Annotated in this window: 12 protein-coding genes; 9 read left to right on the plus strand and 3 right to left on the minus strand. The window is 71.1% G+C overall.

Annotation, left to right across the window (positions count from 1 at the left end; all coding sequences use genetic code 11):
• Positions 1 to 70 precede the first annotated feature (70 nt).
• Positions 71 to 1,852: a septation protein SepH gene (gene sepH, locus ABZU75_RS29215; protein WP_355560850.1), complete on the plus strand. Its 1,782-nt coding sequence runs from the start codon at positions 71 to 73 to the stop codon at positions 1,850 to 1,852.
• A gap of 56 nt (positions 1,853 to 1,908) precedes the next feature.
• Here the strand turns inward: sepH and ABZU75_RS29220 are convergent, their stop codons facing one another.
• Together ABZU75_RS29220 and ABZU75_RS29225 are read right to left on the minus strand one after the other, a co-directional pair.
• On the minus strand, positions 1,909 to 3,540 hold the full coding sequence (locus ABZU75_RS29220) for a PH domain-containing protein (RefSeq protein WP_355560853.1): 1,632 nt from the start codon (positions 3,538 to 3,540) through the stop codon (positions 1,909 to 1,911).
• A 233-nt stretch (positions 3,541 to 3,773) separates the two neighbouring features.
• Positions 3,774 to 4,364 carry a PH domain-containing protein gene (locus tag ABZU75_RS29225; protein WP_355560856.1) on the minus strand — a complete coding sequence of 197 codons (591 nt, stop codon included), beginning with the start codon at positions 4,362 to 4,364 and terminating at the stop codon, positions 3,774 to 3,776.
• 231 nt (positions 4,365 to 4,595) lie between these two features.
• On the opposite strand from ABZU75_RS29225, the gene ABZU75_RS29230 reads away from it, so the two are divergent.
• From ABZU75_RS29230 to ABZU75_RS29260, 7 genes are all read left to right on the plus strand, one after another.
• Complete coding sequence (locus tag ABZU75_RS29230) at positions 4,596 to 5,579, plus strand: ATP-binding cassette domain-containing protein (RefSeq protein WP_355560859.1); 984 nt, start codon at positions 4,596 to 4,598, stop codon at positions 5,577 to 5,579.
• Positions 5,580 to 5,900: 321 nt separating this feature from the next.
• Positions 5,901 to 7,268, plus strand: a complete 1,368-nt coding sequence (gene iscB / locus ABZU75_RS29235) for an RNA-guided endonuclease IscB (protein ID WP_355560862.1) — start codon at positions 5,901 to 5,903, stop codon at positions 7,266 to 7,268.
• Entirely contained in the window at positions 7,265 to 8,074 is an 810-nt protein-coding gene (locus ABZU75_RS29240; protein WP_350917480.1) for an ABC transporter permease, read from the plus strand. The genes iscB and ABZU75_RS29240 overlap by 4 nt, the downstream gene beginning before the upstream one ends.
• Before the next feature lie 454 nt (positions 8,075 to 8,528).
• Complete coding sequence (locus ABZU75_RS29245) at positions 8,529 to 9,080, plus strand: YbhB/YbcL family Raf kinase inhibitor-like protein (protein ID WP_350917483.1); 552 nt, start codon at positions 8,529 to 8,531, stop codon at positions 9,078 to 9,080.
• Positions 9,081 to 9,263: 183 nt separating this feature from the next.
• Positions 9,264 to 10,760 carry a hypothetical protein gene (locus ABZU75_RS29250; RefSeq protein ID WP_355560865.1) on the plus strand — a complete coding sequence of 499 codons (1,497 nt, stop codon included), beginning with the start codon at positions 9,264 to 9,266 and terminating at the stop codon, positions 10,758 to 10,760.
• A 71-nt stretch (positions 10,761 to 10,831) separates the two neighbouring features.
• The gene (locus tag ABZU75_RS29255) at positions 10,832 to 13,081 is read left to right on the plus strand and encodes a SulP family inorganic anion transporter (RefSeq protein WP_355560868.1); all 2,250 of its coding nucleotides are present in this window, start codon (positions 10,832 to 10,834) and stop codon (positions 13,079 to 13,081) included.
• Positions 13,082 to 13,149: 68 nt separating this feature from the next.
• Positions 13,150 to 14,142 (plus strand): NAD-dependent epimerase/dehydratase family protein, encoded by a 993-nt coding sequence (locus tag ABZU75_RS29260; protein WP_355560871.1) that lies wholly within the window; start codon positions 13,150 to 13,152, stop codon positions 14,140 to 14,142.
• A gap of 188 nt (positions 14,143 to 14,330) precedes the next feature.
• On the opposite strand, the gene ABZU75_RS29265 is transcribed toward ABZU75_RS29260, so the two are convergent.
• Complete coding sequence (locus tag ABZU75_RS29265) at positions 14,331 to 14,786, minus strand: hypothetical protein (RefSeq protein WP_355560874.1); 456 nt, start codon at positions 14,784 to 14,786, stop codon at positions 14,331 to 14,333.
• Between the two features lie 211 nt (positions 14,787 to 14,997).
• Here ABZU75_RS29265 and fxlM point away from each other — a divergent pair, with 211 nt between their 5' ends.
• Positions 14,998 to 16,170 carry a methyltransferase, FxLD system gene (gene fxlM / locus ABZU75_RS29270; protein WP_355560877.1) on the plus strand — a complete coding sequence of 391 codons (1,173 nt, stop codon included), beginning with the start codon at positions 14,998 to 15,000 and terminating at the stop codon, positions 16,168 to 16,170.
• Positions 16,171 to 16,360 lie beyond the last annotated feature (190 nt).

Here is a 16,360-nt window from a genome sequence, read left to right on the forward strand (position 1 = left end):
CAGGCAACCGGCACACGCGAGAGACTCAAGGGTCCGGGGGAAGATTGAGCACGACGACGAAGGGACTCGCATGCAGGAGCTCCGACTCGTCGCGGTGAGTGAGGACGGGACCTATCTCGTGCTGGCGACAGCCGGCCGGGGTACCCGGTTCACGCTGCCCGTCGACGACCGGCTCCGTGCTGCCGTCCGCGGCAACTTCTCCCGTCTCGGCCAGTACGAGATCGAAGTGGAGAGTCCGTTGCGCCCCAAGGAGATCCAGGCCCGGATCCGTGCCGGCGAGACCGCGGAGGAGATCGCCAATACGGCGGGCATCCCGGTCGAGCGCGTGCGGTGGTTCGAGGGCCCCGTGCTCCAGGAACGTGAGTACATGGCACAGCAGGCGCAGCGCTGCGCCGTACGCCTGCCCGGCGACTCCGCTCCCGGTCCCACCCTCGGCGATCTGGTCGCCGAGCGGCTGACCCGCCGCGGCGTCCCCGCCGACGAGATCGAGTGGGACTCCGCCAAGCGGGACGACAACATGTGGCGCATCAAGCTCGGGTTCGTGTGGAACGGTCACACGCGCAACGCCGAGTGGCTCTTCGACCCGCGCCGGCGCCACATCACGCCCCACGACGACGAGGCCCTGCGCCTGTCCAGCGGAGAGGACGTCAAGCCGGTCGAGGACACCACGGTCACGCCGTTCGTGCCGCGGGTGGCCAAGCTCGCTCCGGTGCCGCCGCTGGCTCCCGAACCGCCGAACCAGCAGCCGGTCGCCTTCCCCTCGGTCCTGCGGCACGAGTCCGTGGCACAGCCCCGGCCCGCCTACGCCCAGACCGAACCTCCGGCCGCCTACCAGCAGCCGCCCATGCCTCCACTCCCCCCCGGATACGAGGCCCCGCGGGTGTCCGTGCCGCCGCTGCGCGCTCCCGACCCGGCCGGATACCAGTCCGAGCCCGCCGTTCCCGCGGCCGAGGGCTCCGATCCCGCCGCGCGGGTCAGGCCTCCGGAGCCGGTGCTGCCGAAGCCGGTGCTGCCGGACCCGGTCACCGCGTACGAGCCGGTCTCACCGGCGGTGTACGAGCCTGCCGCGCCGGAGCCCGCCGCGTACGAGCCGCCGCCCGCCCCGGAGCCGGAGCCCGCGGCACCCACCGCGCCACAGCCCGTTGCCGCTGTCCAGCCCCCTGTGACGACGGCTGTGACGACGGCCGAGCCGGCTCCGGTCGGGCCGCTCTCGGTCGGCGCGCCGGAGCCGGTGCCCGCCACGGCGCGGGAATCGGTCACCGGACCCGACCTGCCCGAGCAGGCTCTGGCGCACGTGCCGGCCGCTCCCCCCGAGCCGGCGGTCACCGTACCTGAGGCCACGGCCGAGCCCGTGGTCGCGAAGGCTCCGGAGGCCGCGAAGGCTCCGGAGGTCACGGAGGCTCCCCAGGTCGCCGAGGTTCCGGCCCCCCTCTCGCCCACCGCCGCGACCCCGCCGAAGCCTGTCGCCGTCCCGCCCGAGCCCGCCGAGCAGCGGTCCACGGCGGGCGAGAAGGCGGCGGGGCAGCAGGTCTCCACGAAGGCGGAGAACGCCACCGTGGCGAAGGAGACCCCCGCATCGGAGACCGAACCGGCCCAGGATGGTTCGATAGCTGTACCGGCGGCGCGCGTCAGCGTGGACGAGCGGGCCAAGGCCGAGCCGGGCAGGCAAGAGACACAGGGGGACACGGGGGCAATGCAGGAGACCAAGGTCGACAAGCCCGCGGCGGAGAAGCCCGCGGAGCCGCCGAAGCCGGCACCGGCTCCGGCGCGACCTGCCAAGAAGTCCCGGGGGCGGCGGGCGTCCGTGCCCACCTGGGACGAGATCATGTTCGGCGCCCGCCGCCAGGACTGACCACACCGCGTCAGGCGGGGGGTGACCGGAACACCGGCCCCCCGCCTCACCGTGTGTCAGCCGTTCCCCGGCTCCCCGGACGAGGATGACCTGTCCCGCGTGGGCGGTTCGCCGGGTGCCGCCGATCCGAGGGGCGAGGACGCTGCGGGAAGCGGATCTCCGCGGCCCAGGTCCTCGGAAACGAGGAACGGGGCCAGCCAGGCCGGGGTGACCTCGGCGGCGAAGGCCGGCCCCTCGGCCTCACCGACGTCGAGGGCGGCATAGCCACCGGTACCCGCACCCACGCCCGCGGTCACGGTCAGCAGACCGGCGCGGCGCTGGAACCAGGTCTGGCTCAGAGTCCAGCCGACGACCGCCCGCTTCTCCACCACCGCCTGTGAGCGGCGTAGCGACCCCGAGCGGACCGACAGGCGGCTCCCGTCGTAGGTGTGGCCGAGGGACCGGTAGCGGTCCAGGCCGAGCGGGATGCCCAGCAGCGCGAGGATCAGGGCGGGCACCGCGAGCGCCCACCAGAGCCCGGACCAGAGCAGGGCCGCCGCCGTCGCGCAGGCGGCGACGACCAGCCACGGGAAGATCGCCCGAAACAGCCGGCGCCTGCGCGCCGCCGGCGGGTGGGACCGCAGCCCGGTGGTGATCGGGCCGATCGCCTCACCCACCACGCCGAGCACGGTCTCCCTCGGGGCGACGGGAAGCAACTGGCCCCGGGTCTCCGAGTCGCCGAGACCGGTCACGATCGCCCACGCGCGGCCGAACCCCGCCCAGCGCTCGGCCGGCCCTTCCACGAACTCGAACCCTCGCACCCTGCGCCGCTCCAGGGACACGCTCCTGCGCGTGACCAGACCGCGCCCGGCGATCAGGTATCCCTCGCCGGCGCGGAGGGTGAAATCCCAGTTGAACACCGCGTACATGATCACACCGACCACCGGCATGGCCAGGAGCAGCAGCACCAGGGCCGCGGCGAGCAGGGGCGGATGCTCCCAGAGCCACTCCCCCGCGCCCATCACGACCCGCCTGTCGATTTTGAACTCGCCGCCCCACTGGAACGCCAGGCCCACGGCACCGGCGACCAGCGCGAACGGGGTCAGCAGATAGGAACCGGAGAGCGGGCCGTAGACGAGCCACTTTCGCGGCAGCACGAAGAACACCCGCTCGGGGGTCGCGTCACCCACCTCGTGACGGACGACGGCGGGGGTCGCCGGCTCCGTCACGCTCGCGGCCGTGAGCTCACCGGAGCCGGACGCCGAGGCCGTCTCGCGCGCCTGGGCGCGTCTCGCCATGCGGGCGCGTGCGTGCCAGAGCAGCACCGCCTTGAGCCGCTCCCCCTCCTCCACGGTGACCCCGTCGAGCTCGCCCTCCTGCTTGTCGTCGCCGCCGGCGCCGGTGTCGATCCGCAGGACGGCGATGCCGAGCAGGCGGTGCAGCGGCGGGGCACTGACGTCGACGCCGCGGATCCGCTCCAGCGGGATCGTCCGCACCGACCTGCTGATCAGCGACCGGGTGAGTTCCAGCCGGTCACCGGCGACCCGGTAGGTGAAGGTGACCCAGCGCACGGCCGAGAACGCGACGGAGCCGACGACGCCCAGCGCCGCCCACACGAACGATCCCGGCGAGAACCCGCCGAGGAACAGGACACCGGCCAGCGGCAGGAAGAGCGAGGGCAGCATCCGGATCGGATCGGTCAGCAACACCTTCGGGCTGAGCCGCAGCGACGGCCCCGTCCGGTCGGCCGGGAGAGCGGGATCAGGATGCCGGACGGATCCGGGAGACCCGAGACCAGGCACCGAGGATTCGACGCCCTCCCCCGTCCCGTCGACCGAACGAGCAGGGGCAGGATCGGGATTCGGGACGGATCCGAAACCAGGCACCGAGGATTCGGTGCCCTCCGGCGGCTCCGCCGGTGAACGGCCGCTGGGGGATCCGGTCACGTCGCGTCGTCCCTGAGCTCTTCCGCGCGGCGGGCGAGCCCCTCGGCCAGTTCGGCGGCGACCTCGTAGTCAAGGCCCTTGATCGTGGACGAGCCCGCATGGGAGGCGGTGCGGATCTCGACGGTCGCCAGGCCCAGCATGCGCTCGAACCAGCCCTGCGCCTTGTCGACGGTCTGGATCCTGCTGACCGGCACGAACGCCCATTCCCTGCTGAGCCACCCGGAACGGGCGTAGACCACGTCCTCGCTGAGCTCCCACCTGTGCACGGCGTACCGCCAGAACGGCTCGACGAGCGTGCCGGGCACCAGTAGCAGCACCATCAGCCACGGCAGCCACCAGACGTTGTCCAGCGCCCATCCGGGCAACCACGACCAGCGGCCCTCGTCGATCCACCTCGCCAGGAAGAAAGAGCCACCCACCAGCACAATGGACCAGAGAACCCCCTCCATCAGCCACAAGGTGACTGCCTTGCGCGAAACCGGATTGGCGGGGGCGCGCAGGGAGACGGCCCTGCGACGCTCGCCCGGCCGACCGGCCGCCGTGGCCTCCTGCGAGGCGGGGCTGGGCTCATCGGCTCGGTCACTCACGCTGTCAGCCTAAACGGTCACGTCCCACGGGGCGCTCCGGCGGCGTGACGCAAAAAGTTCCGCCGGAGCCCGGCGGGCATCGTGGCAGGTCCGAGGGCAGGCGCTCCGACGAGGCGGCTCCCCTTCCTCGATCTGTCATCGCCCGTTTCCCTCCGGTCGGGCCGTGGATCGAAAAAGTGTCGGTGGCGCAGTACATGCTGGAGATCCGGAGACTACGGAGAGGTACGACCGATGAGCTATGCGATCCAGGCCGAGGGCCTGGTGAAACGCTACGGGGAGACCCGGGCACTGGACGGGGTGGATCTCCTCGTTCCCCAGGGGAGGCTGCTCGGTGTGCTGGGCCCCAACGGGGCGGGCAAGACCACCGCGGTGCGCATCCTGGCGACGTTGCTCCGCCCCGACGCCGGCACCGCCGTCGTCGGCGGCTACGACGTGACGCGCCAGGCCCACCAGGTGCGTTCACTGATCGGCCTGACCGGCCAGTACGCCGCCGTCGACGAGATGCTCACCGGCGTCGAGAACCTGGTGATGATCGGCCGCCTGCTGGGCATGACGCGTGCCGATTCCCGGGCGCGCGCGGGCGAGCTGCTGGAGCGCTTCGACCTGTCCGATGCCGGCGGGCGGGCCGCCAAGACCTACTCCGGCGGCATGCGCCGCCGTCTGGACCTGGCCGCCAGCCTGGTCGGCCGCCCCCAGGTGCTCTTCCTCGACGAGCCCACCACCGGGCTCGACCCGCGCAGCCGCACAGACCTGTGGAGCGTGGTGCGCGGCCTGATGGCCGACGGTGTCACCGTGCTGCTCACCACCCAGTATCTGGAGGAGGCGGACCAGCTCGCCGACGACATCGTCGTCTTCGACCACGGCAGGGTCATCGCCTCCGGCACCTCCGACCAGCTCAAGGCGACCACCGGTGCCCAGGTCCTGGAGGTGCGTCCCTCGCAGGCCGAGCACCTCGATCTGGTCGGCAAGGTACTGGCCGACGTGCTGGGCGAGATTCCCGACCTCAGCGGGGGCAGGGCCACCGCCTCCGTCCACGACCCCGCCGCCGTCCCCGTGATCGTGCGCCGTCTGGACGAGCAGGGTGTCATCGCCTCGGAGCTCGCGCTGCGCAAATCCAGCCTGGACGAGGTGTTCCTGGCCATCACCGGCCACCTGCCCGAGGGCGAGGAGACCCCCGACAAGGAAGAGGCGTTCGCGTCAACGACCCCGGCCTGAAGGCTGGAGCTTGAGGTGCCGCACCGCGCACCGCCGGCTCCACGTTGACCAGCCCCAGCCATCACGATGTGGAGGTGCAACCAGATGGCTACGGTGAACACACGCCGGCAGACCGACTCCGGGGTGCTTCCTCAGCCCCGGGCCCTCGAATCCACGTCAGCAGACACCCCGCAGGGTCGGGACGAAACGGGACATGGACGCCGCAAGGCAACGGGTGTTCAACCTGGGCGAGGGGAGACCGGCCAGGCCGTACCATCTGACCGGCATCACCCCAAGGGCGCTGAAGCGTCCGAGGGAGCGAACCGTGAGGTTCACCCGGCCGTGTTCGTCCTGGACGTGCACAGCCACCCGCTTGACCCGTGCCACCCGGCTCGTGCCCGCCGCCTGCTGGCAGCAGGCCAGGCAGTGGTGGTGCGCCACACCCCGTTCGTCATCCGCCTGCGCGACCGCACCGTGGCCGACTCCGTCGTCCAGGGTGTGCAGGTCGGCGTCGACCCCGGCAGCAAACACACCGGCATCGCGGTGTTCCGCACCGGCCGCGCCGGCCACGCCGACCGCATCGGCCTGTACGGCGTTCAGCTCGACCACCGGGGCGGGCAGATCCGCGACAGGCTCACCGCCCGCGCCGCTCTACGCCGGGGGCGCCGGTCGCGGAACCTGCGCTACCGCGCCCCCCGCTTCAACAACCGCACGAAACCGCAGGGGTGGTTGGCGCCGTCGCTGCGCCACCGCGTCGACACCACCATGTCGTGGGCGACCCGGTTGACCCGGTGGGCGCCCGTACGGGCCGTTCACGTTGAGCGGGTCGCGTTCGACACCCACGTCCTGTCGGCGGGCAAGACACTCGAAGGAGTGGAATACCAGCAGGGCCCCCTCGCCGGGTACGAGGTCCGCGAGTACCTGCTGGCCAGGTGGGGGCGTGCGTGCGCCTACTGCGGCGCCTGCGGCGTACCGCTGAACCTCGACCACCTCCCCCCGCGCAGCCGAGGCGGTTCCGACCGTCTCAGCAACCTCGTCGTGGCGTGCATACCGTGCAACCAGGCCAAGGCCGCCACCTTGGTCGAGGAGTTCCCGGCCGACCGGCCGAAGGTGCTGGCGAAGGTGTTGCGGCAGGTCAAGGCCCCGCTGCGGGACGCCGCCGCCGTGAACGCCACCCGGTGGGCACTGTGGCGGGCACTGAAGGCCACCGGCCTACCGGTCGCCGTCGCGTCCGGCGGGCGCACGAAATGGAACCGGTCCCGCCCCGGCGCCGCGAAATCCCACACCCTCGACGCCCTGCACGTCGGCCACCTCGACACCGTGACCGGTTGGCCGTCCGCGGTCCTGGTGGTCACAACGACCGGGCGCGGTACTTATCGCCGCACCCGCAGCGACCGCTACGGATTCCCCCGGCTGGCGCTACCCCGAACCAAACGCCACCACGGCTGCCAGACCGGCGACCTGGTCCGCGCCATCGTCTCGACCGGCACCAAAACCGGGACGCACACGGGACGGGTCACGGTCCGCTCCACCGGCAGGTTCAACATCCGCACCCGGCACGGCCTCGTGCAGGGCACCCACCACCGCCATGTTCGCCTGCTCCAACGAGCCGACGGCTATGGCTACACCACCCGCCCAGAAGCGCGGCACAGTGCCGCGTTTCCTCCCCCGCCCGCAGGCGGGGGTGTCCACGCTGGAAGTAACCGATGACCACACTGACGACGACCATCCCGCAGATGGCCGCCAAGCGCGTCACTCCCCTGGCAACTCTGCAGCAAACCATGACACTGGCCTGGCGCAGCCTGGTTCAGATCAAGCACAACCCGTGGGAGCTGCTGGATCTGAGCATCCAGCCCATCATGTTCCTGCTGCTGTTCACCTACGTCTTCGGCGGCGCCATCTCCGGATCCACCGGCGACTACCTGCAGTTCGCCCTGCCCGGCCTGCTCGTGCAGAACGCCCTGTTCTACACGCTCTCCACCGCTATCGGCCTCAACACCGACATCACCAAGGGCGTCTTCGACCGGCTGCGGAGCCTGCCCATCGCCCGCACCGCGCCCCTGTCCGGGCGCATCATCGCCGACACCGCCAAGCAGGTGTGGGCCTTCGCCCTGCTGGTCGGCTTCGGCATGGTGCTGGGTTTCCGGGTCACCACCAGTTTCTTCGGACTGCTGGGTGCCCTGGCGCTGCTGGTCGTGGTCGCCCTGGCCATGTCCTGGATGTCGGTGCTGATCGGGTTGAAGGCCTCCAGTCCCGAGAAGGTGCAGATGATCGCCTTCTCCACGATGATGCCGCTGACCTTCACCAGCAGCGCCCTGGTGCCCTCCGCCACCTTCCCGTCCTGGCTGAAGACCTGGTCCGACCTCAACCCCGTCACGCACCTGGCGGACGCCATCCGCGGCCTGCTCATCGGCGGCGACGTCACCAGGGCCGCGCTCTTCTCGCTGCTCTGGGCCGCCGGCTTCGCCGTGGTCTTCGCCCCTCTGGCGATCCGCGCGTTCCGCAGCCGCGTCTAGCGCCCTGCCCCTGAAGTGCCCCCTGAGTGCCCCTGGGTCCTCTCCGCCCAGCGCGGCCGGGCGATGCCTCGCCGCGTTGGGCGTACTCCGGGGCGGCTCTCCCCGAGAGGCTCCAGACAGGCCGCTGCACGAAGTTTCCGCCGGGGCCTAGGAAACCGGTCCGGCTGGATCCGGCAGGGGCGGGGCGGCCCGCTGCAGGGGCGTCTCGGGGGCACAGCCACCACGGGCGCTCCAGCCGTCGCAGATGTTCCAGGCGTCACGGCCGCCGGGACCGACCAGACATGACCGGCGAGCGACGGTCAGGGGACGGCGAAACCAGTTTGATGTTAACTCTCGCCCCTTCCGTCCCTCGATTTTGCCCGTTTTTCGGCCTTTTCCCCCCCACGGAACCTCGCGATCCGGTCTGCGCATCTTCCAGACCCGCGTAGCATCATCGGGCATGGGGCAGCCAAACATGTCTACGCGCCGCCCGCGGCTCATCTCGGGAATGGCGATCGCCGCGGCGCTCGTCGTCGCGTCCTCGGGTTGTGGGATGGCTAGCGGCATGGCCTCGACGGAGAGATCTCAGCTGGAGCCGATCAGCGTCTCCAGCCCCCGGGTCAGAGACGGCGGCCCCCTGCCGTCCGACTATTCATGCAAGGGTTCGGCCGGTAATCCCCCGTTGCGCTGGTCTCGCGTGCCCGAGGGCACGAAGTCCGTCGCGATCGTGGCGGACAGCAACTCCCGGACAGGCGGCGAGGTGCACTGGGTCGTTTTCGACATCGACCCCCGCACCAACGAACTACCTGAGGGCGGCGTCCCGGTGGGAGCCGTGGAGGGAAGCACGACGAACGGCAAGGTGGGCTATAGCCCCCCGTGCGGCGTCCAGGAGAACTATCGTTTCACTGTCTACGCGCTCGACGGCAAGGTCGATCTTCGCAAGGGAGCCTCCCTTGACCAGACCTTGAGGAGCATCGCGGACAAGACGATCGCCTGGGGACGGCTCACCGCGGCGCACATCGAGTGACTGGCCAAACACCGGAGGTAGTAATGGTTACCAATTCTTCACTTAGGGTGTGACAACGCTCATAGTGGTCCGACACAATCAGATGCAATGTCCAAGCGCAGGTGATGCATGGGGGAAGGTCGCGTCGATGGCCGCGCGACCTCACCGGCGCCGCTGTAAGGCCATGGCCTTGAGGGTGGTGCAATGATCGCGGTCGTAGTAAGCCTGGTCGCCGTCGTGCTCCTCGTGCTCGTCGTCGTGGCACTGGGAATGCGGTCGATGAACCGCAGGGAGAGCGCGCTCCCCGCGGAACGTCTGCGGGAGATGGCGGAGAAGGAGGCGCTGACTCCGACCATGTCCAGCGACGACTTCGCCACCAGAGAACCAAAGATGAACCACTTCACCCCCGACCTGACACCGTTCGACGAGCCGAAGCCGCCACGCCAGCCGCGGCCGCCGAGCTCCCGGGGCAAGCGCGGGCTGAACGAGTTCGGCCAGGTGGACGACTACGACGACGACTACTGGACACGGCTCCAGGCTGACGAGGGCGGTTTCGGAGGGCCCTTGGCAGCTCAGATGGGCGCGAGCCGTCCCGTCGACAAGGAGAACCAGCAGGTCGACGCCGACGCGACGACAGCGCAGGCACCGCTCCCGACCAGGCCCCAGCCGTCCCGCGGCGCCCCGCGACCCCCCGCTCCCCGACCGGCCAGGCCGGCTCCCGAGCCGGCCGTCGCCTCCGCCTCGCTGCCCTCCGGCCTCGACGACCTCATCGCCCCGGTCCAGCCGAACCCCGCTCCCACCGCGGCGTCACTCGCCGAGCAGCGGACCGTGACGTTCGCGGCTCCCACTCCCGGCGCCTTCGGTGACGCCCGTCCCCCGCGGGCGAGTTCTCGCCGCGGCGGGAACCGGACACCCTCGCAGCCGTCGCCCCAGCCCGTCCAGGGCAACGGCGCCCCCTCCCGGCCCGACCCGCTGAACGACCCGCTCGGTGGCCCGTACCCTCGCCGCGGCGCGAGTTCCCGGCCCAGCGGCAGCGGCTCGTCCGGTGCCCGTCCGGGCAACGGTGGACCGCCCGCCTCGATGCCCCCCATGGGTCCCACGACCAGCGGCGGCTTCCCCGCCACGCCCGCGCCCGACCCGCTCGCGGCTTCCTACCGCACCCCGGCGCAGCCACCCAAGAGCAACCTGACGGACAACCCGTGGGCACAGGCCACGAGCCCGACGTCGGGTGGCTGGCCGGCGGCGAACACCGCCGACATCCTCGACGACCCGGCCCCGTCCTACTCCTCGTACCAGACGCCGGTCTACGGCGCTCCGCCCGCGGGCTCGTACGAGGTCAGCTCGGGCTGGGCCACCATCGACGACGACGCGATCACCGGTCCGAGCCCGGCGATCTCCGCCTCCACCGGCCCCTCCCGGGCCTTCCCCCCCGCCCAGGACCGCCCGGCCGACCCGCGGGGCGGGACGACCGGCGGGTACGGCTACGAACCCCAGCCCGCCACCCCGGCCAGCCCGGTCGCGTGGCCGGAGCCCGGCACTCCCAACGGGAGCGACGGCGCGAGCTGGCCAAGCTACGGCGAGCTCTACGGCACCGCCCCCGAGACCGCGACCGCTCCCGCCGAGGGACGAGGCCGGGATGGCTCGCGGGGCAACCACCATCGGGCAACCCAGGAGCCCGACTACCCCGACTATTACCGCTGATTCTCCCCGTCCTCCGTAAAAGCCCACGGTAAACGCCCGGCCGATGAGGCGCGGCCCCGTAGGGTCTGCACATGGAGACGGACACGAAGAGCGACGGTTTGTTTACGGTGGGTCGCATCGCCTCCGTGCTGCGGTACGACCTACCCGCATCCCTGGTGGTCTTCCTGGTGGCACTGCCCCTCTCACTGGGCATCGCGGTCGCCTCGGGAGCACCACTGGCGGCGGGACTCATCGCCGGTGTGGTGGGCGGCGTGGTGGCGGGCCTGCTGGGCGGCTCCGTCGTCCAGGTGAGCGGGCCCGCCGCGGGGCTGTCCCTGGTGGTCGCCGATCTGGTGATGCGATACGGCTGGCGGGCCACCTGCATGATCACCTTACTCGCGGGCGTCCTGCAGCTGCTGCTGGGCGTCTGCCGGGTCGCCCGCTCGGCGCTGGCGGTCTCGCCCGCCGTGGTGCACGGCATGCTCGCCGGGGTGGGCGTGGTGATCGCCCTCGCCCAGCTGCACGTGGTGCTCGGCGGGAACCCGCAGCGCTCCGCGATCGAGAACCTGATCGAGCTGCCCCAGCAGATCATCCACAACCACACGCACGCGGTCTTCGTCGGCCTGCTGACCATCACGGTCCTGGTCGCCTGGACCCGTCTGCCGGCACGGCTGCGGGTTTTCCCCGCGCCGCTGGCGGCCCTGCTCGCCGCCTCGGTGACCGCCTGGGCGCTCGGCTGGGAGGTCACCCGGATCGACCTGTCCGCCAGCCTGGACTCCTGGGCCACCCCGCTCTGGCCCACGGGTGACTGGCACGGGATCATCGCCGCGGTGCTCATCGTGGCGCTGCTGGCCGGGGTGGAGTCGCTGCTCTGCGCGGTGGCCGTCGACAAGCTGCACGAGGGCAGGCGTTCCGACCTCGACAGGGAGCTCATCGGCCAGGGCGTGGCCAACATGGTGACCGGCTCGCTGGGCGGCCTGCCCGTGGCCGGGGTCATCGTCCGCAGCACCACCAACGTCAGGGCGGGGGCGCGCAGCCGCTGGTCCACGATCCTGCACGGCGTGTGGATCCTGCTGTTCGCGGTCGGCCTGGGGTGGATGATCGCCCTGATCCCGATGGAGGCGCTGGCCGCGCTGCTGGTCTTCATCGGCGTGCAGATGGTCAACATGGGGCATCTGCGTAACCTGCGCGGCCACAGCGAGGTGCCGGTGTACGTCGTCACGATGGCCGGGGTGGTGCTGCTCGGCCTCGCCGAGGGAGTGCTGGTCGGCCTCGGCCTCGCCGCGCTGTTCGCGCTGCGCCGCCTCACCCGGGTGACCGTGCGGGCCACCGCCGAGCCGGACGGCCGCTGGCACGTGGTGATCGGCGGCTCGCTGACCTTCCTGGGGGTGCCCACGCTCACCTCGGAGTTGCGGGCCATCCCGGCCGGCGCCTCGGTCGACCTCGACCTGAACATCGACTTCATGGACAACGCGGCCTTTGAGGCCATCCACGACTGGCGGCACGAGCACGAGCGCGGCGGCGGGAGTGTGGACATCGACGAGATCCACGACGAGTGGTACGCCATGGCGGCCAGCGGCGCCCGGATGTTCCCCGCCAAGACCCCGCCCCTGGCACCCGACCGGTGGTGGCTGCCCTGGTCCCACCGGCGGAGCGGGCGGCGCTCGACCCGCCATCCGCTGGTCGCCACCCGGCACGCGCCCCGCGGCGGCAGTCCCGCCGTGCCCGACCTGCTGGCCGGGGCGCGGGAGTTCCACCAGCGCACGGCACCGCTGGTCCGTCCCCTCCTGCACGGGATGGCCCGCGGGCAGGAGCCCTCGCATCTCTTCATCACCTGCGCGGACTCCCGTATCGTGCCGAACCTGATCACCGCCAGCGGCCCGGGAGACCTGTTCACCCTCCGCAACCTCGGCAACCTGGTGCCCCGGCTGGGTTCCGTGCCGGCGGACGACTCGGTGGCCGCGACGATCGAGTACGCGACGGACGCGCTCAACGTCCGCACCATCACGGTCTGCGGACACTCGGGGTGCGGGGCGATGACCGCCCTGCTCAGCGGGGGTGAGAAGGCGGCGGGTCTGCCGGCGCTGGGCCGCTGGCTACGCCACGGCAACCACACCCTGGCACGGTTCATCGCGGGCGAGAGCGCCGGCGACGACGAGGGCCCGCTGGACCGCCTCTGCCGGGTCAACGTGATCCAGCAACTGGAGAACCTCCGGACCTACCCGCAGGTGGACCGGCTGTTCCGCGCCGGGCACCTGGAGCTGGTCGGCATGTACTTCGACATCGGCACCGCCCGGGTGCACCTGCTGGAGCATCACCCGATCGCGAGCCGTCCGCTGTGAGCGGATGGCTTGCGCTACGGGTGAAAGCCTGTGGTCCCGTATCCGCCGGGCGCCAAGAATGAGGCGCTATGAGGATTCTGATCATGGGTGGTTCGGTTTTCCTGGGCCGGGCGATCACCCAGGAGGCGCTGCGGCGCGGGCACGAGGTCACGACGTTCAACCGGGGTCGCAACGGGGTCGACCTGCCGGGCGTGGAGGCGGTCAGGGGCGACCGTGAGGTGCCGGAGGACCTGGATCGCCTGGTGGCGGGCCGGGAGTGGGACGCCGTCATCGATGTCCACGGGCAGGTCCCGAGGGTCGTCGGCGAGTCGGTGCGGAGGCTCGCCGGCCGGGCGGGCAGCTACGCGTACATCTCCAGCATCTCGGCTCTCTCCGACTTCCCCGAGCGGGAGTGCGACGAGAGCTCACCGCTCTTCGAGTGCGCGCCGGACGCGGGTCCCGAGGACGGTCACTACGGCATGCTCAAGGCGGGCTGCGAGCGGGCGGTGGAGGAGGGCTTCGACGGCAACGTACTGATCATCCAGCCGGGTCTCATCCTGGGTCCGTACGAGAACGTGGGCCGCCTGCCCTGGTGGCTGGACCGGATCTCCCGGGGCGGGCGGGTGCTGGCCCCGGGGGATCCGGACCGGGCGATGCAGGTCATCGACGTCCGTGACATCGCCGCGTTCGTCCTCACCCATGCCGAGGCCGGGACGGCGGACCGCTTCCTCACCGGCGGGGTGCGCGGCAACACCACCTACGGTGACTGGCTGGCCGAGTGCCGCGCGGTGACCGGTTCGGACGCCGAGTTCGTCTGGGTCGACGACCGCTTCCTGCTCGATCGGAAGGTGTCGCCGTGGACCGAGTTCCCGGTCTGGGCTCCCGACGGCCCCGAGTTCGCCGGCGTCTGGTTGTCCTCGTCGGCGAAGGCCATCGCGGCCGGGCTGACCTGCCGCCCGGTCGCCGAGACCGTACGCGACACCTGGGCGTGGCTGCGTGACGTCCCGCCGGCAGAGCGCGCGTTCCGCGGGCACGGCATCGATCCGGAGAAGGAGGCCGCGATCCTGGCCGAGTGGGCATAGGGGTTCCCGGTCACCACGATCCGCCCGCGGCAGGGGTGTATTTCTACGCAGACGCCGGATCGGCCGACGCATAGGGTCGTGGCTGTCCGGCTCCGTCCCCCGAACGCCGGACAGCGGTCCACGCTCCCGGGGCCGAGGGTGGAGGGCTGCCGATACCGTCCTCCACCCACCCCTTCACCCGTGCCATGTCACGCGCGGCGGGTGTGCCTCATCGTCCAGTTGGTCTCCCAGGTCTTCTCCCCGTCCGCGGAGAACGCCTGCTCCCACAGGGCCGAGGTCGGCGTGATCTCCGACCACGTGTACCGCATCCGCACGGGCGTACCCTCGTGGGTTTCGTCACCGTGGAACACGCCCTTCCCATCGGCGAACGTGCCGAAGACGGGATTGTGCAGAACTCCGGTCTCGCTGTTGATCCAGTAGATCGCCCACAGTTCACGTTTGACGTCAAAAGTCCGTATCGACACCCCCTTGAAGCCCTTCGTGGGGAAGGTGATCTCGTCGAAGACGCCCGCGCCGTCGAAGAAACCGCGGCAGACGGCGACGCTGGGAAACTCCTCCCACTCATCGCCTCCGCTCAGCGGTTTGAGGAGCCTGCGGTTGTCTATGTCCCAGGTACCGTGCAGGAAGTCGAAATCGCTGTTCATGCTGAGATATTAGAGCCGCTCCCTAACATTCCCTGTCAATCGGGCAGAGGGATTTCCTGCCCGCGCGGGCGTTGCGTGGCCCTCGCATGCGGGGTACCGTCACGGCCCTCAGGATCCGTTTTTCCATACGACATCCGGCAAAGCGACATTTTCCGCTCGCCGGGGCATATAACTCAGGCCGCCACATACGCATACGGCACGGAGGTCGACGATGGCTGGGTGGCACGCGTTACGGGAGGAACTGGTCTCGCGGGTACGTACCCGGGGGATCAGCCAGGTCGTGGCCGATGCGTTGCGGACGGTGCCACGGCACGTGTTCCTGCCCGAGCTTCCCGCGCAGACCGTCTACCAGGACGACGCCATCGTGACCAAGCGCGATGCGGACGGCCGCCCGATCAGTTCCTCCTCGCAGCCGGCGATCATGGCTCTGATGCTGGACCAGCTCGGGGTGGAGCCGGGGCAGCGCGTGCTGGAGATCGGCACCGGAACCGGCTACAACGCCGCGCTTCTCGCCCATCTGGTGGGGCCGAAGGGCCAGGTCGTGAGCGTCGACATCGACCCCGAGCTGGTCACGCTCGCCGGGGAGCACCTGGCGGTCGCGGGACACCCCGAGGTGAGGCTGGTGTGCGCCGACGGATCCGAGGGATTCCCGCCGGGGGCGCCCTACGACCGGGTGATCGCCACCGTCGGCGTGTGGGACCTGGCACCGGCCTGGCTTGAGCAACTCGGGCCCGGCGGGCGTCTCGTGGCCCCGCTGGACCTGCGGGGGGTGCAGCGCTCGGTGGCGATGGAGCGAGCGGACGGGCACTGGACGAGCCGCTCGGTGCTGCCCTGCGGGTTCATGCGGATGCGCGGCCCCTTCGCGGGTCCCGAGACGACGCTGGTACTGGACCGCGAGTCCGACCTGACGATCTCGCTGCCCGAGGCGAGCGAGATCGGTGACGTGCTGGCGGCGCTCGACGGACCCGTGGTCGAGCTCTCCACCGAGATCAGCGTCGGCTTCTCCCAGCTCCTCGACGGGCTGAGCCTCTGGCTGGCGGTGCACGAGCCCCGCTGGTGCACCATGTCGGAGGCGCGACCCGGCTGGCTGGCCTCGCCCCCGCTCGACCTGACCGGGTTCCGGATGGCCGTCGGGATCGTCGAGCGCGACAACCTCTGCATGCTGGAGCCGTCGCCGGACGGCACCCTGATCGCTCGCGGCCACGGACCGGACCGGCTGCGGCTCGCGGGCGAGCTGGTCGCTCACGTCCAGGCGTGGGACATGGCGGACCGCCCCATGACGACCGGACTCCGTATCGACGCCTACCTGGGTGACCCTCCGCGCGGCGGCCTGCTCCTCCGCAAGCACCACACCACCCTGGCCCTGTCGTGGCAGGATTCGTAGCGGGTTGCCGTTAGCGCGTGTGGCGCCGGCCGTCGCTTCGATCGCTGCGGAGCCGCGATCAACTCTTCTGCAGGATCTGCGCGATCGTCGCGATGGCGTGGCGGCCCTCGGGGACCGGGGTCAGGACGTAGACATGAAAGGCGCCCCGCACGACGTGCAGGTTCACCGCCACGACGGCTGTCTTTCCCGC

Source organism: Streptosporangium sp. NPDC005286 (genome assembly GCF_040607515.1).
GTDB lineage: Bacteria > Actinomycetota > Actinomycetes > Streptosporangiales > Streptosporangiaceae > Streptosporangium.

Coding starts and splice junctions, on each gene's coding strand:
- ABZU75_RS29255 (WP_355560868.1), top strand. CDS start 10,832: ATGGAGACGGACACGAAGAGCGACGGTTTGTTTACGGTGGGTCGCATC.
- ABZU75_RS29250 (WP_355560865.1), top strand. CDS start 9,264: ATGATCGCGGTCGTAGTAAGCCTGGTCGCCGTCGTGCTCCTCGTGCTC.
- ABZU75_RS29245 (WP_350917483.1), top strand. CDS start 8,529: ATGTCTACGCGCCGCCCGCGGCTCATCTCGGGAATGGCGATCGCCGCG.
- ABZU75_RS29230 (WP_355560859.1), top strand. CDS start 4,596: ATGAGCTATGCGATCCAGGCCGAGGGCCTGGTGAAACGCTACGGGGAG.
- ABZU75_RS29260 (WP_355560871.1), top strand. CDS start 13,150: ATGAGGATTCTGATCATGGGTGGTTCGGTTTTCCTGGGCCGGGCGATC.
- ABZU75_RS29265 (WP_355560874.1), bottom strand. CDS start 14,786: ATGAACAGCGATTTCGACTTCCTGCACGGTACCTGGGACATAGACAAC.
- ABZU75_RS29240 (WP_350917480.1), top strand. CDS start 7,265: ATGACCACACTGACGACGACCATCCCGCAGATGGCCGCCAAGCGCGTC.
- fxlM (WP_355560877.1), top strand. CDS start 14,998: ATGGCTGGGTGGCACGCGTTACGGGAGGAACTGGTCTCGCGGGTACGT.
- sepH (WP_355560850.1), top strand. CDS start 71: ATGCAGGAGCTCCGACTCGTCGCGGTGAGTGAGGACGGGACCTATCTC.